The 20,857-nt window shown below is 70.4% G+C and carries 17 protein-coding genes; 1 reads left to right on the forward strand and 16 read right to left on the reverse strand.

The window, feature by feature from the left end:
• Window positions 1–412: 412 nt before the first annotated feature.
• From tyrS to ABD793_RS38150, 12 genes are all read right to left on the reverse strand, one after another.
• Entirely contained in the window at window positions 413–1,693 is a 1,281-nt protein-coding gene (gene tyrS / locus ABD793_RS38095) for a tyrosine--tRNA ligase (RefSeq protein WP_344868391.1), read from the reverse strand.
• Window positions 1,694–1,725: 32 nt separating this feature from the next.
• Complete coding sequence (locus tag ABD793_RS38100) at window positions 1,726–2,364, reverse strand: DNA-3-methyladenine glycosylase (RefSeq protein ID WP_425548840.1); 639 nt, start codon at window positions 2,362–2,364, stop codon at window positions 1,726–1,728.
• Window positions 2,365–2,408: 44 nt separating this feature from the next.
• Window positions 2,409–3,824 (reverse strand): argininosuccinate lyase, encoded by a 1,416-nt coding sequence (argH, locus tag ABD793_RS38105; RefSeq protein ID WP_344868394.1) that lies wholly within the window; start codon window positions 3,822–3,824, stop codon window positions 2,409–2,411.
• Between the two features lie 25 nt (window positions 3,825–3,849).
• Entirely contained in the window at window positions 3,850–4,950 is a 1,101-nt protein-coding gene (locus tag ABD793_RS38110; RefSeq protein ID WP_344868395.1) for an argininosuccinate synthase domain-containing protein, read from the reverse strand.
• Window positions 4,947–5,456 carry an arginine repressor gene (locus ABD793_RS38115; RefSeq protein ID WP_344868396.1) on the reverse strand — a complete coding sequence of 170 codons (510 nt, stop codon included), beginning with the start codon at window positions 5,454–5,456 and terminating at the stop codon, window positions 4,947–4,949. The genes ABD793_RS38110 and ABD793_RS38115 overlap by 4 nt, the downstream gene beginning before the upstream one ends.
• The gene (gene argF, locus ABD793_RS38120) at window positions 5,453–6,379 is read right to left on the reverse strand and encodes an ornithine carbamoyltransferase (protein WP_344868397.1); all 927 of its coding nucleotides are present in this window, start codon (window positions 6,377–6,379) and stop codon (window positions 5,453–5,455) included. The genes ABD793_RS38115 and argF overlap by 4 nt, the downstream gene beginning before the upstream one ends.
• On the reverse strand, window positions 6,379–7,590 hold the full coding sequence (locus tag ABD793_RS38125) for an acetylornithine transaminase (RefSeq protein ID WP_344868398.1): 1,212 nt from the start codon (window positions 7,588–7,590) through the stop codon (window positions 6,379–6,381). The genes argF and ABD793_RS38125 overlap by 1 nt, the downstream gene beginning before the upstream one ends.
• On the reverse strand, window positions 7,587–8,522 hold the full coding sequence (gene argB, locus ABD793_RS38130; RefSeq protein ID WP_344868399.1) for an acetylglutamate kinase: 936 nt from the start codon (window positions 8,520–8,522) through the stop codon (window positions 7,587–7,589). Before argB ends, ABD793_RS38125 begins: the two co-directional genes overlap by 4 nt.
• The gene (gene argJ / locus ABD793_RS38135; protein WP_344868401.1) at window positions 8,519–9,679 is read right to left on the reverse strand and encodes a bifunctional glutamate N-acetyltransferase/amino-acid acetyltransferase ArgJ; all 1,161 of its coding nucleotides are present in this window, start codon (window positions 9,677–9,679) and stop codon (window positions 8,519–8,521) included. The genes argB and argJ overlap by 4 nt, the downstream gene beginning before the upstream one ends.
• Window positions 9,676–10,704 (reverse strand): N-acetyl-gamma-glutamyl-phosphate reductase, encoded by a 1,029-nt coding sequence (gene argC / locus ABD793_RS38140; protein ID WP_344868402.1) that lies wholly within the window; start codon window positions 10,702–10,704, stop codon window positions 9,676–9,678. The genes argJ and argC overlap by 4 nt, the downstream gene beginning before the upstream one ends.
• 226 nt (window positions 10,705–10,930) lie before the next feature.
• Window positions 10,931–11,407, reverse strand: a complete 477-nt coding sequence (locus ABD793_RS38145) for a helix-turn-helix domain containing protein (protein WP_344868403.1) — start codon at window positions 11,405–11,407, stop codon at window positions 10,931–10,933.
• A 192-nt stretch (window positions 11,408–11,599) separates the two neighbouring features.
• On the reverse strand, window positions 11,600–13,186 hold the full coding sequence (locus ABD793_RS38150; protein WP_344868404.1) for an alpha/beta hydrolase: 1,587 nt from the start codon (window positions 13,184–13,186) through the stop codon (window positions 11,600–11,602).
• 130 nt (window positions 13,187–13,316) lie between these two features.
• Between ABD793_RS38150 and ABD793_RS38155 the strand changes: the two genes are divergently transcribed.
• Window positions 13,317–14,006 (forward strand): DNA alkylation repair protein, encoded by a 690-nt coding sequence (locus tag ABD793_RS38155; RefSeq protein ID WP_344868405.1) that lies wholly within the window; start codon window positions 13,317–13,319, stop codon window positions 14,004–14,006.
• A 59-nt stretch (window positions 14,007–14,065) separates the two neighbouring features.
• On the opposite strand, the gene pheT is transcribed toward ABD793_RS38155, so the two are convergent.
• From pheT to rplT, 4 genes are all read right to left on the reverse strand, one after another.
• Entirely contained in the window at window positions 14,066–16,642 is a 2,577-nt protein-coding gene (gene pheT, locus ABD793_RS38160; protein WP_344868406.1) for a phenylalanine--tRNA ligase subunit beta, read from the reverse strand.
• The gene (gene pheS / locus ABD793_RS38165) at window positions 16,642–17,697 is read right to left on the reverse strand and encodes a phenylalanine--tRNA ligase subunit alpha (protein WP_344868408.1); all 1,056 of its coding nucleotides are present in this window, start codon (window positions 17,695–17,697) and stop codon (window positions 16,642–16,644) included. Before pheS ends, pheT begins: the two co-directional genes overlap by 1 nt.
• A 1,963-nt stretch (window positions 17,698–19,660) precedes the next feature.
• The gene (locus ABD793_RS38170; protein WP_344868502.1) at window positions 19,661–20,473 is read right to left on the reverse strand and encodes a TrmH family RNA methyltransferase; all 813 of its coding nucleotides are present in this window, start codon (window positions 20,471–20,473) and stop codon (window positions 19,661–19,663) included.
• A complete protein-coding gene (gene rplT, locus ABD793_RS38175; protein WP_344868410.1) occupies window positions 20,470–20,847 on the reverse strand; it encodes a 50S ribosomal protein L20 in 378 nt (125 codons plus the stop codon). Before rplT ends, ABD793_RS38170 begins: the two co-directional genes overlap by 4 nt.
• Between the last annotated feature and the right edge of the window lie 10 nt (window positions 20,848–20,857).

Consider the following 20,857-nt stretch of genomic DNA (forward strand, 5'->3'; position numbering starts at 1 on the left):
TGTGTTAAGCACGCCGCCAGCGTTCGTCCTGAGCCAGGATCAAACTCTCCAACAATGAACAGTTCAACCAATGACTACACATCAAACTCAAAGAAAACCCAACGAGGATTCTCCAAAAACAAAAAAACTCTACTGGCTTAGTTCACTAGCACACTGTTGAGTTCTCAAGCAACACACCCCAGAAAAAACCAGAACCCTCAGGCCCAGCCCCAACCGAAGCAACCATTCCTAGCAGTTTTATCCAGAGACACCCACTCAATCACCTTCCAGTGAGAGCTTGGTTCGTGCCCCGCAGCCACCCGGTCTCCCTGGCGACTTGAAGAACTTTACATGACCACCCAAGACCCCAAACAGGGGGGTACCTTAACTACGTTTCCGCAGGTCAGCCCCTGTTCCGAACCGCTGGCCGGAGTCAGGCCCCGACACTCACGCCGGCCACGTTGCGCTTGCCCTTCCGCACCACGAGCCAACGGCCGTGCAGGGCGTCCGCCGACGACGGCTGCCACTGCTCGTCCGCGATCTTCACGTTGTTCACGTACGCGCCGCCTTCTTTGACGGTGCGCCGCGCAGCGCCCCGGCTGTCCACCAGCCCCGCGGCGAGCAGCAGATCGACGATCGTCGGCCCGTCCGCCTCGGCCGCGGCGACCTCACCGGTCGGCACCTCGGCCATCGCTGCGTCGAGCGTCCTGGCGTCGAGCTCACCCAGCTCGCCGCGGCCGAACAGCGCCTGGCTGGCCGCGATGACCTGCCGCGTCTGGTCCTCCCCGTGCACGAGGTTCGTGAACTCCTCCGCCAGGCGTTTCTGCGCGGCACGCAGGTGCGGCCGCTGCTCGGTGTCCTCGGCCAGCGCGCCGATCTCCTCCTCCGGCAGGAAGCTGAACATGCGCAGGTACCGGATCACATCGGCGTCCCCGACGTTGACGAAGTACTGGTACCAGGCGTACGGCGACGTCATCTCCGGGTCGAGCCACAGGTTGCCGCCGCCGGTGGATTTGCCGAACTTGCGCCCGTCGGCGTCGGTGACCAGCGGCGCGGTCAGCGCATGCGCGGTGCCGCCCTCCACCCGCCGGATCAGGTCGACGCCGCCGACCAGATTGCCCCACTGGTCCGAACCGCCCACCTGCAGCTTGCATCCGTACTGCCGGTAGAGCTGCAGGTAATCCTGCGACTGCAGCAGCAGGTAGCTGAATTCGGTGTAGGACATCCCGTCGGTCTCGAGCCTGCGCTTGACCGTCTCCCGGTTGAGCATCACGTTCACCGGGAAGTGCTTGCCGACGTCCCGCAGGAACTCCAGCACGTTCTGCCGGCCGGTCCAGTTCAGGTTGTTCTCGACGATCGCCCCGGTCACCGAGTCGTCGAAGTCCACGAACCGCTCCAGCTGCCCGCGGATCCGGCCTGCCCACTCGGAGACGACGTCCAGTGTGTTGAGGGTGCGTTCCCCGGTGTCACGGGGATCGCCGATCATCCCGGTCGCGCCGCCGGCCAGCACGATCGGCCGGTGCCCGGCCCGCTGGAACCGCTTGAGCATCAACAGCGGTACGAGGTTGCCCGCGTGCAGGCTGGGTGCGGTCGGGTCGAATCCGCAATAGAGCGTGAGCGGGCCCTGGTCGAGTTCTCGGCGCAGGGCGTCGGCATCGGTGGACTGCGCGATCAGGCCGCGCCAGGACAGCTCGTCAAGGATGTGCTCGCTCACGTCTGTAGATCCTCCCGCACCAGGTCAATCGACTAACCCGCGGGTCGCACCTGCCGCCGTTTCCCACCGCGGCGATAGGTGGACACGGCGGGCGAGCCGTCGATCCAGAACCGCCACGGGGTGTCCATCGCCATCGCCACGCCGACCCGCGGGCCCACCCGCACGCGTTCGGCGGGCACTCGTTCTCCCCTCCTCAGCCGTACCGGCGACGCGGGATCGGTGAGGTCCGCACCGTTCTGCGCGCGATCGAGCCCGAGAACGGAGGTGAGGATCGCCGGCCCCTTGGCCAGCTCACCGTTGCCCCTGGCGTTCGGGCGCCGTGCCCGTACCAGCCCGGCCCCCTCGACCACTTCGCCGGCGCGCAGCAGCACCGCACCCGGCTGGCCGTCCTCGGTGCCCACCACGTTCGCGCAGAAGTGCATGCCGTAGACGAAGTACACGTAGAGGTGCCCGGCCGGGCCCCACATCACCGCATTGCGCGGGGTCTTGCCCCGGTAACAGTGCGAGGCCGGATCGTCGAGACCCCGGTAGGCCTCCACCTCGGCCAGGCGGACCCCGACGATCCCCTCGGGTGTCTCCGCCTCCAAGACCGCGCCGAGCAACAGCCGAGCCAGGTCGACCGGGTCCAGTGCCAGTTCCTCGCGCCGGAACAACCGGTCGTCCACGCGCACTCCCCTCGTTCGCCGTCCAGCCTAACCAGGCGGGACCGCCCGGTTCACTTCAGCCATTGCCGGTACTCGGCGGCGCGCTCGGCCAGGCGCTCCCGCTGCTCGGCGACCCGCTCCGGTGCGGTACCACCGCGTGCGTTGCGCGAACGCACCGAGCCTTCGACGGTGAGCACTTCGCGCACTGCCGGAGTGAGCGCCGGGTTGATCGCCTGGAACTCCTCGTCGGTCAGTTCGTCGAGCCCCACGCCACGCGACTCCGCCACCCGCACGCTCTCCCCCGCGGCCTCGTGCGCCACCCGGAACGGCACACCCTGGCGCACCAGCCATTCGGCGATGTCGGTCGCCAGCGTGAACCCGGCGGGAGCCAGCTCGGCCAGCCGCCCGGTGTGGAAGGTGAGCGTGCCGAGCATGCCCGCGATCGCCGGGAACAGCAGCTCCAGCTGTTCGACCGAATCGAAAACCGGCTCTTTGTCCTCCTGCAGGTCGCGGTTGTACGCCAGGGGCTGCGCCTTCAACGTGGCCAGCAGTCCGGTGAGGTTGCCGATGAGCCGGCCGGTCTTGCCCCGGGTCAGCTCGGCGACGTCCGGGTTCTTCTTCTGCGGCATGATCGAACTGCCGGTGGCCCACGCGTCGTCGAGCGTGACGTAGCCGAATTCGGCGGTGTTCCAGATGATCACCTCTTCGGCGATCCTGGACAGGTGCACCGCGAGCATCGCGACGGCGAACGCGAACTCAGCCACGAAGTCGCGCGACGCGGTGCCGTCGATCGAGTTCTCCACACTCGTGTCGAAACCCAGCTCGGTGGCCACCGCCTCCGGATCCAGACCGAGCGACGATCCGGCGAGCGCGCCCGAGCCGTACGGCGATTCCGCGGTGCGCGCGTCCCAGTCGCGCACCCGGGAGACATCGCGCAGCAGCGCCTGCCCGTGTGCCATCAGGTGATGCGCCAAGAGCACCGGCTGCGCATGCTGGAGGTGGGTGCGGCCGGGCAGGATCGCGTCCGGGTGCCGGGCCGCCTGCGACACCAGCGCGTCCACTACGTCGAGCGTGCCCGCGACGACGCGGCGGGCGGCGTCACGCAGCCACATCCGGAACAGCGTGGCCACCTGGTCGTTGCGGGACCGGCCTGCCCGCAACTTGCCGCCCAGCTCGGCACCGGCGCGTTCGAGCAGACCGCGTTCGAGCGCGGTGTGCACATCCTCGTCGGCGATCGTCGGCGTGAATGCACCGGACTCCACGTCGTGCGCGAGTGCGTCGAGCGCCGCGAGCATGCCGGCCAGCTCGGCATCGGTGAGCAGCCCGGCCTTGCGCAGCACACGGGCGTGCGCGCGAGAACCCGCGATGTCGTAAGGCGCAAGGCGCCAGTCGAAGTGGGTCGATGCGCTCAGCGCCGCCATCGCCTCGGCAGGGCCACTGGCGAACCGGCCACCCCACAGCTGCACCGGCTGGTCTTTCCCGCTCACGTTCTGCCTTTCTGAATCCGGCGTCTCAGGACGCCTGTGGAGTCGGATGCTGGGCACTGCCCAGCGGAGTCTGCCCGGTCACCGGACGGTACCGCCGCCCGGCCGGACGAGCGCGCCGCCCGGGGACGCCGCGCTCTCCGGCGACGGTGCCCGTGTGCAGCGCCAGCCGCACTTCGCCGGATACGCGCTCCTGCGCCTGCCGGACGAACGCGTCGAGTGGCTCCCGCAGCGGCGAGAACCACGATCCGTCCTGCACCAGCTCGGTCCACCGCCGGTCGATCCCACGCTTGAACCGGGCCAGATCGCGGTCCAGCGTCACGGCTTCCAGCTCCCGATGCGCGGTGAGCAGCGCGGCCGCACCCGGCGCCTCGTAGCTTTCCCGCCCGCCCCCGGCAAGGTCGAGGTCGAACCGGCCGAACCCGTAACCACCGGCCCGATGCCCGAGCCGCTGAACGGCTTCCGCCACGCTCACCGTCTCGCCGTCGAGCGCTACCGGCACGCCTCGTTCGAAAGTGACTACAACCTCGTCAGGTGCGTCGAAATTCACCGCAGCGTCCTCGACGTACGAGAACACCGCGCCCGGTGCCCGTGACAGGTCGACGAGCACCGGGGCATCGACGTCCCGGCCCCACAACGTGCGCTTCGTCGATACCTGCGGCCCGCCGACCGGTAGACAGCGCTCGCGGGCGTATCGAACGGCGTCGTCGCGATCGGTCACCGGCTCGAGCACGTCGAGGCCGGGCGCGAGGTCGGCGACGGTCGTGGTGAGCACTCCGTCCCCGCCATGCGCGACCGCCGACGCGGCGTGATTCTCAGCCACGGCAACGAGGTGCCCGGCCAGCACCGGACGCGCCAGCGACGCCACCAGCGGGTAGCAGCCGAGAACGACGGCATTCGCCTGCAGGGCAGGCAAACAGTAGCCGTCGGCGAGCTCGTCGCGTGCCTCCACCTCCACGACGTCCGCTGCCCCGCACTCGAAGGCGCGTCGGCGGATTGCACCGAGATCGACGTCCCCGGTGCCGAAATCGACCACGACGGCGAGGACGTCGGCCTGCGGCGCCAGCAGGCCGAGGGCGACGGTGGAGCCGAGCCCGCCTGAGTAGGCGAGCACGACCCGGCGGATCACGGCTCGTCCTCTTCGGACGGTTCGGCCGGCCGCTGCGCGAGCGCGGTGAAGCGCTGCGCGAGATCCCGTCCGCTGAGTGGTTCCCGAGCGATCACCGCCACTGTGTCGTCCCCGGCGATGGACCCGACGACCTCTTCCAGCGCTGCCCGGTCGATGGCGCTGGCAAGGAACTGCGCGGCCCCCGGCGGCGTGCGCAGGACGGTGAGATTGCCGGACGCGTCGGCGGACACCATCAGTTCGCCGAGCAGCCGCGACAACCGCGAAGTACCACCTTGGACGCCGCGGACCGGGCTGCCGTCCTCGGGAATGACGTAGACCGGCGCCCCGGAATCGGCGCCGCGGAGCTTGACCGCGCCCAGCTCGTCGAGATCGCGCGACAGCGTCGCCTGTGTGACGTCGATCCCCTCGGCCGCGAGCAGCTTCGCCAGCTCCGTCTGGCTGCGGATGGCCATCGTGGACACCAGTTCGGTGATCCGAGCCTGGCGGCCGACTCGGCTGCCGGTCACCGGCCGGACTGCCCGAACAACCAGACCAGCAGCGCCTTCTGCGCGTGCAGCCGGTTCTCCGCCTCGTCCCACACCGCGCTGGCCGGACCGTCGATGACCTCGTCGGTGATCTCCCAGCCCCGGTGCGCGGGAAGGCAGTGCAGCACGATCGCCTCGTCCGCGGCCCGCTTCAGCAGTTCGGTGTTGATCTGCAGCGCCCGGAACGGGGCGACCCGGTCGAGGCCGTCGTTCTCCTGTCCCATCGAGGTCCAGGTGTCGGTGACGAGCACGTCCGCGCCCTCGACCGCCTGATGCGGATCGGTGTACACCACGGCGCTGCCACCGGTCTCGGTGGACCGCTGCTTGGCGTCGAGCACCACTTTCTGGTCGGGCTGGAATCCCTCGGGGGACACGACCCGCACGTTCATCCCGGCAGTGGTGCCGCCGAGCAGCAGCGAGTGCGCCATGTTGTTGGCGCCGTCCCCGAGGTAGGTCAGCGTGAGCCCGGCGAGCTTGCCCTTGCGCTCGCGGACGGTCATCAGGTCGGCGAGCACCTGGCAGGGGTGGAATTCGTCGGTGAGCGCGTTGACGACCGGGATCGTCGCCGCCGAGGACATCGCGTCGATGCGCTTCTGCGCGAACGTCCGCCAGACGACGGCGTCGACGTACCGCGACAGCATCCGCGAGGTGTCCTCGATGGTCTCCTCGCGACCGAGCTGCATGGACCGGCCGTCGACGATCGCCGGATGCCCGCCGAGCTGGCTGATGCCGACTTCGAAGGAGAACCGGGTGCGCGTGGAGTTCTTCTCGAAGATCGCCGCCACGGTGCGCCCGGCCAGCGCCTTCGTGCCGAGCGGATCGGCCTTCAGCTGATCGGCAAGGTCGAGCAGTGCGGCCTGCTCGGCGGGAGTGAGGTCGTCGTCGCGGAGGAAGTGGCGGAGCATCAGTCGGCGTCCTTCGTGGTGGTGGTGGTGGAGTCGAGCGCGCCCGGGAGGGCGGCGAGGAAACCGCTCGCCTGCTGCTCGTCGAGCACCAGCGGCGGGGCGAGGCGGACGGCGTCGGGAGCGACGGGATTGACCAGGTATCCGGCCGCCTGCGCGGCCGTGGCGACGGCACCGGCGACCGGTTCACGCAGGCCGATGCCGAGCAGCAGGCCGCTGCCGCGGACCTCGCTGACGAGCGGGTGGCCGAGCGCTTCCACCCCGGCGACGATGTCCTTGCCGAGCGAGGAGACGTGGTCGAGCAGGTTGTCGCGGGTGATCGCGCGCAACACGGCCAGCCCGGCCGCGCAGCACACCGGGTTGCCGCCGAACGTGGTGCCGTGGTGCCCGGGTTTGAGCAGGTCCCCTGCGGCGCCGACGCCGATGACCGCACCGAGCGGCAGCCCGCCGCCGATGCCCTTGGCGAGAGTGATCACGTCCGGCACGATCCCGGTCTGCTGGAACGCGAACCAGGTGCCTGTCCTGCCGATGCCGGTCTGCACCTCGTCCAGTACCAGCAGCGCACCGGCGGCCTTGGTGATTTCCCGTGCGGCCTGGAGGTACCCGTCCGGCGCCGGGTACACCCCGGCCTCGCCGAGCACCGGTTCCAGGAACACCGCGGCAGTCTCGCCGTCGACCGCGCCGCGCAGCGCCTCGACATCGCCGTAGGGCACATGCGTGACCCCCGGCAGCAGCGGTGCGAACGGATCCCGCTTGCCGGGCTGCCCGGTGAGGGTCAGCGCGCCCATGGTGCGGCCGTGGAACGCGCCCTCGGCCGCGACGATCTTGCCGCGGCCGGTGAGCCTGCTGATCTTCAGCGCCGCTTCGTTGGCCTCGGCGCCGGAGTTGACGAACAGGACCTTCCCCTGGCCGGGCAAGCCCGCGACGTCGAGCAGGGTCTCGGCGAGTTCGACCGCGACCGGGTTCACGTAAAGGTTCGACGTGTGCCCGAGCCTGGTGATCTGCTCGGTCACCGCGCGCACCACATCCGGATGGGCGTGGCCGAGCGCGTTGACCGCGATGCCGCCGACGAGGTCGAGGTACTCCGCACCGTCGGCGTCCCACACCCGCGCGCCTTCGCCGCGGACCAGGGTGAGGCCGGGGGTGCCGTAGTTGTCCATCACGGCCGACTGCCAGTGCTGCCGGCCGTCCTCATTGGACTTCAAGGTGGTCACGGGTGCTCCGTTCCGGAAGGGGACGATTCGGGCAGGACCATGGTGCCGACACCACGCGAGGTGAACACCTCGAGCAGTACCGAATGCGCCAGCCTGCCGTCGATCACGTGGGCGCCGCGCACCCCGCCGCGCACTGCGCGCACGCACGCCTCCATTTTCGGGATCATGCCGCTGGCCAGTTCCGGCAGGATCTTCTCGAGCCGGTCGACGGAAATCCGGTCGATCAGCGAAGACCGGTCCGGCCAGTTGGCGTAGAGGCCTTCGACATCGGTGAGCACGACGAGCTTCTCCGCGCCGAGTGCCGCGGCGAGTGCGCCCGCCGCGGTGTCGGCGTTCACGTTGTGCACCACGCCGTCGACATCGGGGGCCACCGTCGAGACCACCGGGATGCGTCCGGCGTTCACGATGTCGAGCACCGCGTCCGGGTTGACCGCGGCCACCTCGCCGACCAGCCCGATGTCCACCGGTTCACCGTCCACAGTGGCCTGTTTGCGCTCGGCGGTGAACAGCCGCGCGTCCTCGCCGGAGATGCCCACCGCGTAGGGCCCGTGCGCGTTGATCAGGCCGACCAGCTCCCGGCTGACCTGTCCGACGAGCACCATACGCACGATGTCCATGGTCTCCGGCGTGGTGACCCGCAGTCCGCCCTTGAACTCCCCCGGCACGCCGAGGCGCGAGAGCATCGCGGTGATCTGCGGTCCGCCGCCGTGCACGACCACCGGGTGCAGTCCCGCCAACCGCAGAAACACCATGTCCTCGGCGAAGGCGGCCTTCAGCTCGTCGTCGATCATCGCGTTGCCGCCGTACTTGACCACCACGGTCGCGCCGTGGAACTGCTGCAGCCACGGCAGGGCCTCGATCAGCACACCGGCCTTCTCGGCGGCGGTCGCGAGCCGCTCGTCCGCGGAAACCAGTCCTTCGGTGCCGCTCATGAGGAGTACGCGCTGTTCTCTTCGACGTACCCGTGCGACAGGTCCGTGGTGTAAATCGTCGCTGCCGAGGCACCGACCCCCAGGTCCACGACGACGTCGATGGCCCGGCCGGACAGGTCCGCGGCCGAGCGGTCCTCCGCGGTGGTGCCTGCGGCGAAGAGCGTGGCGCCGTTGATGGTGATGGACAGGGTCTCGGGATCCAGCCTCGCCGGCGCCCGCCCGAGCGCCATCGCGATCCGGCCCCAGTTGGGGTCGGAGCCGAAGAACGCGGTCTTGACGAGGTTGTCCTCGGCGATGGTGCGTGCCACGGAGATGGCGTCCGCCTCGGAAGCGGCACCGCGCACGGTGATGTCGACGTCCTTGGTCGCGCCTTCGGAATCGGCACGCAGCTGCTGGACCAGGTCGTGGCTGACGGTGGCGAGGAGTTCGGTCAGCTCCGCCTCGGACGGTTCGACCCCGCTCGCCCCCGAGGCGAGCACCAGCACCGTGTCGTTGGTGGACGTGCCACCGTCGACGTCGAGCCGGTCGAACGTGACGTGCGTGGCGGCACGCAGTGCCCGGTCGAGGGTTTCCTTGTCCACCACGGCATCCGTGGTCAGCACGGACAGCATGGTCGCCAGATTCGGGGCGAGCATGCCCGCGCCTTTCGCGAACCCGCCGACGCTCCACCCGTTTCCGTGCCTGGCAAAGGCTTCCTTCGGTTTGCTGTCAGTGGTCAGCACGCCCTCGGCCGCGGCGAGACCCGCGCCCGGCGTCGTATCGAGTGCCTTCACCGCACTGTCCACACCGGACAGCAGGGCGGCCATCGGCAGCCGTTCGCCGATCAGTCCGGTGGAACACACCGCTACCCCGATCGCCCCGGTGTCCAGCAGCTCCGCGACTTTTTCCGCGGTGGCGTGGGTGTCCTGGAACCCGCCGGGCCCGGTGGCCGCGTTCGCCCCACCGGAGTTGAGCACGACGGCCTTCAGCTTCCCCTGCTTGAGTACCTCCTGCGACCACAACACCGGTGCGGCCTTGATCACGTTGCGGGTGAACACACCCGCCGCCGCGTCGAGCGGGCCGTCGTTGACGACCAGCGTGAGATCGAGTGCGCCGGAAGCCTTGATCCCGGCGGCGACGCCGGCGGCGCGGAAGCCCTGGGGGCCGGTGACGGTCACGGTGCCACTCCCACGGTGGAAAGTCCGGTGGCCTCGGGGAAACCGAGCGCCAGATTCATCGATTGCACGGCACCGCCCGCGGTGCCCTTGGTCAGGTTGTCGATCGCGGCGACCACGACCAAACGGCGTGCGTCGGCATCGACGCCCAGCTGTAGCTGGACGTTGTTCGAACCGACCGTGGCCGCGGTCGTCGGCCACGCGCCCTCCGGCAGTACCTGCACGAACGGCTCGGTGTCGTAGGCCTTTTGGTAGATTTCGCGCGCGGCCGCCTCGTCCACGTCCCGCACGAGCGGAGCGCTCGCGGTGGTGAGAATGCCGCGCGGCATGGGCGCGAGTACCGGGGTGAACGACACCGTGACCCGCTCACCCGCCACTGCCGACAGGTTCTGCGCGAACTCCGGAGTGTGCCGGTGCGCGCCGGCCACCCCGTATGCCCTGGCGCTGCCCATGACCTCCGAACCGAGCAGGTTCGGCTTCAGGCTCTTGCCCGCCCCGGACGTGCCGGTGACCGACACCACGGTGACCACGGGCTCGACCAGGCCCGCGGCGAGCGCGGGCGCCAGGGCGAGCGAACCACCGGTCGGGAAACAACCGGGGACCGCGATCCGCTTGGTACCGGCCAGTTTTTTGCGGGCCCCCGGCAGTTCCGGGAGCCCGTAGGGCCACTGCCCGGCGTATTCCCCGGAATACCAGCGCCGCCAGTCGGCCGGATCGGCGAGCCGGTGGTCGGCACCGAGGTCGACGACCAGCACATCGGGCCCGAGCTGCGCCGCGATCTCGGCAGAATGGCCGTGCGGCAGCGCGAGGAACACCACGTCGTGGCCCGCCAGGGTGTCCGGAGTGGTGTCCGCCAGCACCCTGCCTGCCAGCGGTGCGAGGTGCGGCTGGTGCGTGCCCAGCGTGGTCCCCGCACTGCTTGCCGCGGTCAGCGCACCGATCTCGGCCTCGGGATGGGTCAGCAACAGGCGCAGGAGTTCGCCGCCGGCGTACCCGCTCGCTCCGGCCACCGCGATCTTCACCGTCATACGAATGATTATGCACGAGCGTGCAAGCTCAAACAAACAGGGTTTGCCCACCCCGATCGCCCCTTCCCGACGTCGAGTCCGCGGAACTGGCACCACCTGCGCCGGACCGGGCCGCAGCCCACCCGTGCGCCGGCGGAACATCCGCTCCGCGCGCTGCCTTCGAGCCGCCGTCCACTCCGGTGCGGCCGTGGTCCGATGTCCGGGTCGCGCACCCGGCGGACCCAGCTCAATCCACCCCTTCCTCCGCCTCGCGCAGACTCGGCGGCGTCGGCAGGTGGTTCCCGGGCCGTTCCGGATCGCAGCCGACCCGTGGCAGCCGAGCCCGGATACCCCCTGGTGTGCGCGCGAAATGGCGTGCCAGGTCGCCGATCGATGCTCCGTCGAGCCAGCGGGCCTCGAGTTCGGCGTCCATCTCGTCGGACCACGGCTGCCCCTGCCGCGCGGGACGGCTGCGGGGTCTTCGCCTGGCACCACCCCCGGCGAAGGTGCGCAGGCTGGTGCCGAGCAGTTCGGCGACCGTGGGCACCGACGCCACGTCGAGATCGAGTCTGCCCTCGGCAACGGGTTCGCCGTCGGTCCGTTCACCGCCGACGGTGATGGTGACCCGGTCGGGCTCACCACCGTCGGTGCGGGTGATGACGGCGACCTGGTACTGGATGTCTCCTGCCCGGATCTCGGTCCGGTGCTCCTGGATGATCGTCATGGCGGCGAAGGTAGCCGCGACCCCCGACACTTTTTACTCACCTAGCGCGATCGGGTGACCGCGTTCCGAAATTGTCGGACCCCCGCCGTAGCGTCTTCGGCGACCACGAAGGACTACCGAGGGGGATCGGTGGACGAGCGAAGACGCGCGGTGTCCCGGCCCGGCGGACCGGGCCGGGACACCGCGAGGAACTCAGAACCGTGGCAAGTCGGCGAGCGCGCGCTGTTTCGCCGTCTGTGCCGGGGAATCTGCCTTCTGCTGTGCGCCGGAAGCATCCGGCACCGGCGGTGGCACGGGCTGGCACTGGACATCGGAGCCCTCGCCCGCGGTGCGCTTCGGCAATGCGCCCGTCGCGAGGTAGCCGGCCACCTTGTCGTCCACGCAGGCGACGCCGGAGAGCGATCCGGCGTGCGTTGTCCCGCCGGGCGCGCTGATCAAACTCGATCGGGGGAACAAAGAGCGCACCTCGAGGCTGCCGGCATAAGGCGTGGCCGCGTCCAGTTCCTCACTGATCAGCAGAGCCCCGCCCACCTTGCTGCCGTCGACGTGCACCGGCTGCCCCGCCTTGGCGGGCCACTCCGTGCAGGGGGCGTTGAACCAGGTGTTGCCCCAGGTCTCGAAGGGCGCGCGGAAATGGGTCCGCCAGGCGTCGAGGCGCCAGCGGTTCCAGTTCCGCGGCCACGGCACGTCGGTGCACTGCACCGCGCTGTACACGGCGTATCCGTTGTCGTCGCCGGGTGGGTTCGACTGGTCGTAGAGGTCCTTGAGCGGCTGCCAGTCGCCCTGGTGCACCCAGCCGGCGAAGGCCTTGGCCATGTCCTCCCAGCCGAACACGTAGTAGCCGGCCTGGAGGAACACGTCGGTCCACTCGTCACCGCCGAGCACGCCGCCCGCCGGCGACCGGTCCAGCCGTGCCTGCTGGTCGTACCAGAGCTTCTCGACCTCGGCGCCGGTCTTGCCGAGGTGGTAGATCCCGTCGTACTTCGCGACCCAGTCGAAGTAGACCTTGACCGCGCGGTCGAAGGCGACGTCCTGGTCGAGGTTCGACTGGTACCAGACCTTGCGCGGGTCCACGTTGCCGTCCAGCACCATGCGCCGCACGTGGTCCGGGTGAAGGGTGCTGTAGACCTGGCCGAGGTAGGTCCCGTAGGAGAAACCGTAGTAGTTGATCCGGCGTTCGCCGAGGGCCTTGCGCAGGCTTTCCATGTCCTCGGCGACATCGGTGGTCTTCACGTGGTCCAGCAAGGGTCCGTTCGCGGCACACGCCTTGGCGTAGCCGCTCGCCTTCGCCCGCCACGTGCGCTCGTCCCCCGGAGCCGAGGGCACGTACCGCGGGCGGGCGTAGGAGAAGTAGTTCTTGTCGCACGTGATGGCCGGTTCGCTGGCGCCGACGCCGCGCGGGTCGAAGCCGATCCAGTCGTAGCTGTCGCCGGCGTGCTCCGGCACGGCTTTGCCGAGCCTCGAGAGGCCGAGACCGGAGCCGCCGGGACCACCGGGATTGACCAGCATCACGCCCTGGTACTGCGCCGCAGTGTGCTTGATCCGCGACACGGCGATCCGCACCTGCGCACCGCCGGGCTGTGCGTAGTCCATCGGGACGACCAGGAAACCGCATTCGGCGCCCGAGCCGGCGAGTGTGCCCGAGGTACACGGAGCCCAGCTGATCGGCGCCGGGGTGTACCCCGGTCCGGCGGCCGGTCCGGCGCCGGCCGCAGGTGCGGCAGCCAGTGCGCCGGCGCCGAAAGCCGTGGCGGCGAGGACAGCGGCGATTCTCCTCACAGTGGTCCTTTTCGTCCGAGGGCGACCCGAATTCGGCGAAACTACCGGCAGCCCGGCACACTCGCCCGTCCCGGCGCCGGGTGCGCCGTCCCCCGATCCCCGGGGGCCGACCTAGCGGAGGTGATCACGAATGGGCGCGGACAGCAAATTGGTCGCGGCCGTCCGAAGCGGGCTCGCCGACCTGGCCGACGCCACCCGGGCGCCGGCGATGCAGGCGTACATGAAGTCGGAGATGCCGTTTCGGGGCGTCCCGAAGCCGGCGCGCGCGACGCTCACCAAGGCGGTCTTCGCCGTGCATCCTTTGCCGGATCGGGTGACGTTCACCGACACCGTGCTGACGCTGTGGCGGGAGGCGGGCTACCGCGAGGAACGTTATGCCGCGATCGCGCTTTCCGGGCATCGCGGCTATCGACAGTGGCAGGATCCGGAACTGCTGCCGGTCTACGACGAACTGATCGTCACCGGGGCTTGGTGGGACTACGTCGACGAGCTGGCGATTCGCCGAATCGGCCCGATCCTGCGCGCACATCGCGCGGCAGTCACCCCGATCGTCCGGCGCTGGGCGGGCGACGCCGATCGCTGGCGCCGTCGCACGGCGGTGATCTGCCAGGTCAGCGCCAAGGACCAAGTGGACCAATCGCTGCTCACCGCCGCCGTCGAGGCGAACGTCGGCGACGAGGATTTCTTCCTGCGCAAGGGAATCGGGTGGGCGTTGCGAGATCACGCACGCACCGACCCGTCCTGGGTGCGGGCGTTCGTCCGCACCCACCCCACCTTGTCACCACTGTCCACCCGGGAAGCGCTGAAGCACCTCGGCTGAACTGCCGGTACGCCCCACCGGCCGCCGCGTGGTGCGGCGGCCGGTGGGGGCGGTACCGGTCAGGCGCGCAGCGTGGCGCCGAAGCGGTCGCCCGCGGCGGCGACGGCCTCGTCGCGCGCCTTGGTGGCCTCGTCGACAGTCAGGGTGCGGTCCGGTGCCCGGAAGCGGAGCTTGTACGCGAGCGACCGCTTTCCGTCACCGAGCTGCTCACCGGTGTACACGTCGAAGAGGGTGATCTCCTCGAGCAGCTCGCCGGCGCTCTCGCGGAGCACGTCGGCAAGGTCGGCGGAGGGCACGTCCGCACCCGCGACGAGTGCGACGTCCAGCAGCACCGGTGGATAAGCCGAAATGCTGGGCGCCGGACGGGTGTCGGGCAGTGGGATGGCGTCGAGGTCGAGTTCCATTGCGACCGTGCGCGGTGGCAAGCCCAGTGCCTCGACCACCTTCGGGTGCAGCTCACCCGCGTGCCCGATCGGCCAGTCCCCCACGCGCAGCTGGGCGCAACGGCCCGGGTGCCACGGCGGAAGGTCCGCTGCCTGCACCGTCACCGACGCGCCGGCGGCTTCGGCGACCAGCCGTGCGGCCTGCACCGCATCCGCCCAGCCTGCCTGGTCTCCCTTGCCCCACCAGCCGGCGCGGGAGTGCTCTCCGGAGAGGACCACGGCGACGTGCACCGGCTGTGCCGGCACCGCCTCCTCGAGGACGGCGAGTTCCTCGTCGCTCGGCCGGTGCTGCACGCCGAGGTCGGGCACGGCGAGCTGGTTCGGCTTCGGCAGCACGACCTGGCCGACCTGGAACAGCGACAGGTCCTTGATGCCGCGGGAAACGTTGCGCTGCAGCGTCTCCAGCAGGCCGGGCAGCAGGGTGGTGGCCATCCGGTCGTGGTCGGTCTCGAGTGGGTTGCGCACCCGCACGGTGGCGCGGCGCACGTCGTCCTCGGGCAAGCCGAAGGCGTCCCACACCGCGTCGCTCACGAACGGGAACGGCAGCACTTCCACGTAACCGGCCTCCGCGAGCGCGCGCGAAACCGCTCGGCGGCGGCGCTGCGTGTCGGTGAGGCCCCGGCCCGCGGGTGCGGCGGGCAACGTCGACGGGATGCTGTCGTATCCCTCGAGACGCAGCACTTCCTCGACGAGGTCGGCCGGCTGCACGAGGTCGGCCCGCCAGCTCGGCGGCACCGCGGTGACGACCGAAATGCCTTCGTCGGTGGTACTCACCTGGACTTTGCACCCGATCTGGCCGAGGCGGCGCACGGTGACGCCGCGTTCATAGCGCACCCCCGCGACCTTGTCCGGCAGGTTGATCGGCATGGTGACCGGGGCGTGCGGGGCGACACCGCCCACATCGGTGCGGCCAGGCCGGATCGCGCCCTCGCCGTACTGGCGGAGCAACCGCGCGGCCAGCTCGACCGCTGCCGCGCACAGCGCCGGATCGGTGAACCGCTCGAAGCGCTTAGCCGCCTCGGAGAACAGCTTGTGCCTGCGCGCGGTCCGGCTGATCGACGCCGGGTTCCAGTGCGCGGCCTCGAGCAGCACGTCCGTGCTCTCCGGGGTGATCTCGGTGCTCGCGCCGCCCATCGTGCCGGCGAGCGAGATCACGCCACTGTCGTCGGCGATCACGATGTCGTCGGCGTCCAGCTCCCGCTCGGCGTCGTCGAGGGTGGTGAGCTTCTCGCCCGCCTTCGCCCGCCGCACCACCAGCTGGCCCTGGACGGAGCCGGTCGCGAACGCGTGCAGCGGGTGCCCCAGCTCCAGCATCACGTAGTTGGTGACGTCGACCGCAAGCGAGATGGACCGGATGCCTGCCAGCATCAGGCGGCGGCGCATCCACCACGGGGTCGGCGCGGTCGCGTCGAGCCCGGTGACCCGGCGCAGCACGAACCGGGGACAGCCCTGCGGGTCCTCCACCCGCACCGGCCACGCCTCGCCCTCGGCTTCCGGCACCTCCAGCAGCGCGGGGTCACCGAACGGCACGTCGAGCGCGTTGGACAGCTCCCGCGCCAGACCGCGGACCGACAGCGCGTAACCGCGGTCCGGCGTCGGCGTGACCTCGATGACGTGATCGTCCAGGCCCAGCAGCTCCCGGGCATCGTCGCCGGGGCTCGCGGCGCCCGGCGGCAGCACGAGGATGCCGGTGTGGTCGTCGCCGAGGCCCAGCTCCTTGGCCGAGCAGATCATCCCGTCGCTGACCTTGCCGTAGGTCGTGCGCGCGGCGATCGTGAAATCGCCCGGCAGCACGACGCCGGGCAAGGCGACCACGACCAGGTCGCCTTCGGCGAAGTTGCGCGCACCGCACACGATGCCGCGGGTCTTGATGCCGTGCGGGCCCTCGTTCTCGATCGGGCCGTCCTGCTCGTCGTCGTCCTCATAGTCCTCTTCGGACTCTTCGGGCTCTTCCGGTTCGGGATCGGGCTCCTCGCCGACCTCGACGCGGCAGTAGCGCACCGGCTTCTTGAAGCCGGTCAGCTCTTCGATCTCGGCCACCCGCCCGACCACGAGCGGGCCGCTGACCGGGCCGAGCCCGCTCAGCTCGTCGACCTCGATCCCGATCCGCACGAAGGCGTCGGCCAGGTCCTGGGGCGTGACCTCGTCACCCACGTCGAGGTGTTCGGTCAGCCAGCTCACCGGGACTCGCACTACGCCTCCGTTCCGAAGGGAAGGGTGAACCGGACGTCGCCCTCGACCATGTCGCGCATGTCCGGGATGCCGTTGCGGAACTGCAGCGTCCGCTCGATGCCCATGCCGAAGGCGAAGCCCGAGTACACTTGCGCGTCGACTCCGCAGGCGCGCAGCACGTTCGGGTTGACCATGCCGCAGCCGCCCCATTCGACCCAGCCTGCGCCGCCGCGTTTCTCCTCGAACCACACGTCCACCTCGGCGGACGGCTCGGTGAACGGGAAGAAGTGCGGGCGCAACCGGGTCTTGGAGCGTTCGCCGAACATCGCCCTGGCGAAGGCGTCCAGCGTGCCCTTGAGGTGCGCCATGGTGAGGCCCTTGTCCACCGCGAGGCCCTCGACCTGGGTGAACACCGGGGTGTGCGTGGAGTCCAGCTCGTCGGTGCGGTACGTGCGGCCAGGGCACACCACGTACACCGGGAGGTCCCGGTGCAGGAGGCTGCGGGCCTGTACCGGCGAGGTGTGCGTGCGCAGCACCAGGCCGGAGTCCTCCTCGCCGACGTAGAAGGTGTCCTGGAGCTGGCGGGCCGGATGGTCCTTGCCGAAGTTCAGAGCGTCGAAGTTGAACCACTCGGCCTCGAGCTCGGGGCCTTCGGCGACCTCGTAGCCCATGCCCACGAAGACATCGGCGATCCGCTCGGACAGCGTGCTGATCGGGTGCCGCGCGCCGCGCGGGATACGGTCCCACGGCAGCGTGACGTCGACGGCCTCCTCGCGGAGCACCCGCTCGTCGCGCTCCGCCTGCAGCGCCGCACGGCGCTGGTCGAACGCGGACTGCACGGCCTGGCGCGCCTCGTTGACCCGCTTGCCCGCATCGGCCTTTTCCTGCTTGGGCAGGGCACCGATCTCACGCCGCGCGAGCAGCAGCGGCGACTGGTCCCCGAGATGGGCCGGTTTGACGGCGGCGAGCGCGTCCAGGTCGGCCGCGCCGGCGAAGGCTTCCTCGGCCGCCTTGGTCGCCGCACGCAGGGTCTCCGGTGCGAGCACGTCGACCGGCTGTTCTGTGGCTCCGGACATGACTCCTCGGCGTCCGCTGGGACTGGTCTCGTCGGCGGCACGCGGGCAGGCCGCCACACGTGCTCATCGGGCAGCTCAGTCTAGGGGATCGGCCGCAGGCCCCGGCCGGTCACCCTCCGTTTCCGGAGCGCCCGCGCCGGATCCGCTCGGCGCCTGCACCTGCCGACGCCGGTCAGCGGTCCGGGCAGCCGGGCCGGAGGTCAGCACATCGGGTGAGACCAGGACGAGGCCCTCCGAACCCGGACGTCCGCTCCCGATGCGCACCCGCCGCCCGGCACCGGTGTGGATTCGCGACACCCGCACCGTCACAAGACGAAACGAGCGATGCGATCGTCCCTGCGGGCGACGTTTTCAGTACACAGAGTCACACGAGACCGCACAGCCAGAGGCAAAATCACCCGACGGTGTTCCTTGTGGACGGTGCGCATCCGGAAGCGCGCCGAGCAATCAGGACGGCCAGGCGTCGCCGAGGAGGACAAGTCGAGGAGAACGAGAGGCACGACCCCACGGCGCCGCCCGGCGGCGTGACAGACAGATCGGCTGCTGCCCTCGGTCCCAGGTACCCCGGAATAACAGGTACCCCGGTCTTGTACGCGGAGCGTGCAATAAGGCGACGGGAAGAACGAGCGATGGCCAGCCAGGAACGGGCGATCACGAGCGACGCCAGCTGACCACATCGTCCACCAGCCACTGGCCACCAGCCACTGGCCACCAGTCACGGGCACCAGTGACAAGGCACTGGGCACCAGCCAGGGCCACCGGGCAGTGGGCAGTGGGCAGTGGGCAGTGGGCAGTGGGCAGTGGGCAGTGGGCAGTGGGCAGTGGGCAGTGGATACCAGTCGCGCTAGGCACCAGCTGCCAGCCACGGGCGACAGCCGCCGGGTACCGGATACCAATCACTTGGCGATGGGCTCTGGTCGCCGAGCACCGGCAACCGGCGCGGGGCGCCAGTCACACCGGGCGCGGGCGCCGGCGCGGGTGACAGTCGCGGGGTGAGCCGCCGCGTGCCGGCGCGGGGCGCGAGTGGCAATTGTCGGCCGCCAAGCTCCGGGGACCGGGCGGTAATCAACGAAGCTCCGGGGCCGGGCGGTAATCATCAGTCACTGGGCACCAGTCACCGGGTACCAACTGCCAGTCGCCGGGCGTCGGGCGTGGGGTATCGGGCTGTAATCAGCTGCTGATGAGGGCCGGGCACTAGTCGCAGGGCGCAGGGCGCTGATGGCTGGACACACCCGGCGCCAGACACCTGGCAGCGGGCCAACAAGGCGGCGCTGGTGCGGGGACTCGGCGGCTCGTCGGAGGAGGCTCGCATGCGGGCGTCGGCAGCAGGCCCTGCGCGGACCACATCGGTTGCCATGCTGGGTTGGAGGCGTTTGCCGTGCGGGGTGGGGGTTGTTGCCGGGCGGGGTGGAGGCGTTTGCCGGGCGGGGTGGGGGCGTTCCGGGTGTCTGGGTTGGGGCTGTCTCTCATCCGGTGGGTCGGACTTGGGTGTTCTCGCGGGGGGCTTTCCCGCCGGGGTTGGCGGGGCGCGCAGGCCGGCGAGGGGAAGGGCTGGCCTCGCCCGGAGGGCGGGGCGCCTCGGCCGACGGAGAGTGCTGGTCGTCTCGGGCCATCTGGCCGGACGTTCTTTCGCACGTTCCGCGGACAAGATCGCTCGGCCGATCGGTTCGGCGTCGTCTGATCCGGACCGTTCGGGCGGACGAAAGCGGGGCGCGCAGTACGACGGCCGGCGGGGGCAGGTGGCCGGCGGGCGCAGCTGGCCGGCGGGCGCAGCTGGCCGGCGGGCGCAGGTGGCCGGCGGGCGCAGGTGGTCGGCGCAGATCGGCGACTGCCTGGGCTAGGCATCGCCGCAGGAAGTCCGGTATTCCCTCCGGCACTCGAACTCGACTCGGCCGGGGCGGTTGGCGCCGGGGTGACACGGGCATCCCGTCTGTTCGACGCCGGCGAAAGAAGCGAAGGGTGGTCAGTGAGAGGTGGCCATTGCGGTGGTGTAGACGCAGACTGCCGCGGCGGTGGCCAGGTTGAGGCTTTCCGCCTTGCCGTACAAGGGGATTCGGACCGTCTCGTCCGCTGCGGTCAGGAGTTCGGCGGGCAGGCCGTGTGCCTCGTTGCCGAAAAGCCAGGCCACCGGGGTTTCGAAGCGGAGGGTCTCGAGGGACGTCGACGCGTGCCCGGAGGCGGCGAGCGTGCGCAGGCCTGCCGTTCGCAGGGCGACGAGCACGCCGTCCACGTCGCGGGCCCGGGCCAGCGGGATGTGGAACGTGCTGCCCGCGGCGGCTCGGACGCTCTTGCCGTTGTGCGGATCGACCGTGTCACCGGCCAGGACCACCGCGTCGGCGCCGGCGGCGTCGGCCACGCGGATCACGGTGCCGGCGTTGCCGGGTTCCGCGACGTCGACGAGGACCACGACGAGCCGGGCGTCGGCGAGGACCGTCTCCAGTGGACGGTCGACCACCGCGCAGACCGCCACGATGCCTTGCGGGGTCACGGTTTCCGACAGCCCGTCCGCCGCGCGGTCGGTGATCGGCGATACCGGCACGCCGGCCTCGGCCGCGGTGGTGAGCAGCTCGGGATGTGCGCCGGCAGCTCGCTGGGTCGCGAAGAGCGCGTGCACTGTGCCGTGCGCGAGGGCGGCCTCGACCGCGTTGGCGCCTTCGGCCAGGAAACGGCCGGTCTTCTCACGCTCCGCACGCCGGGTGAGCTTGCGCGCAGCAACGACCCGGGGGGTCCGTTCGGTGAACGGCGCCGCCCCGGGTCGGAAAAAGCTGCCGGTCAGGCCGACTTCGCTTCGCCGGTGGTGATGTTCGCCTTGGCGAGCTCGGCGAGCGCGGTGAAGGCGGCGGCGTCGTTGACCGCGAGGTCGGCCAGGATCTTGCGGTCCACCTCGACACCCGAGGCCTTGAGGCCCTGGATGAACCGGTTGTAGGTCACGCCGTTGGCACGGGCGGCCGCGTTGATGCGGGTGATCCACAGCTGGCGGAAGTCACCCTTGCGCGCACGGCGGTCGCGGTAGGCGTAGTTGAGCGAGTGAAGCGTCTGCTCCTTGGCCTTGCGGTACAGCCGCGAACGCTGGCCGCGGTAGCCGCTGGCCAGTTCGAGAGTCGCGCGACGCTTCTTCTGGGCGTTGACCGCCCGCTTGACGCGTGCCACTGGTCCATCC

It is taken from the genome of Amycolatopsis ultiminotia (assembly GCF_039536925.1).
GTDB lineage: Bacteria > Actinomycetota > Actinomycetes > Mycobacteriales > Pseudonocardiaceae > Amycolatopsis > Amycolatopsis ultiminotia.

What these genes read in the sequence shown, in the direction of transcription:
- argF (WP_344868397.1), bottom strand. Translation starts at nt 6,379, where the DNA reads ATGCTCCGCCACTTCCTCCGCGACGACGACCTCACTCCCGCCGAGCAG.
- argB (WP_344868399.1), bottom strand. Translation starts at nt 8,522, where the DNA reads ATGAGCGGCACCGAAGGACTGGTTTCCGCGGACGAGCGGCTCGCGACC.
- argC (WP_344868402.1), bottom strand. Translation starts at nt 10,704, where the DNA reads ATGACGGTGAAGATCGCGGTGGCCGGAGCGAGCGGGTACGCCGGCGGC.
- ABD793_RS38145 (WP_344868403.1), bottom strand. Translation starts at nt 11,407, where the DNA reads ATGACGATCATCCAGGAGCACCGGACCGAGATCCGGGCAGGAGACATC.
- ABD793_RS38155 (WP_344868405.1), top strand. Translation starts at nt 13,317, where the DNA reads ATGGGCGCGGACAGCAAATTGGTCGCGGCCGTCCGAAGCGGGCTCGCC.
- pheS (WP_344868408.1), bottom strand. Translation starts at nt 17,697, where the DNA reads ATGTCCGGAGCCACAGAACAGCCGGTCGACGTGCTCGCACCGGAGACC.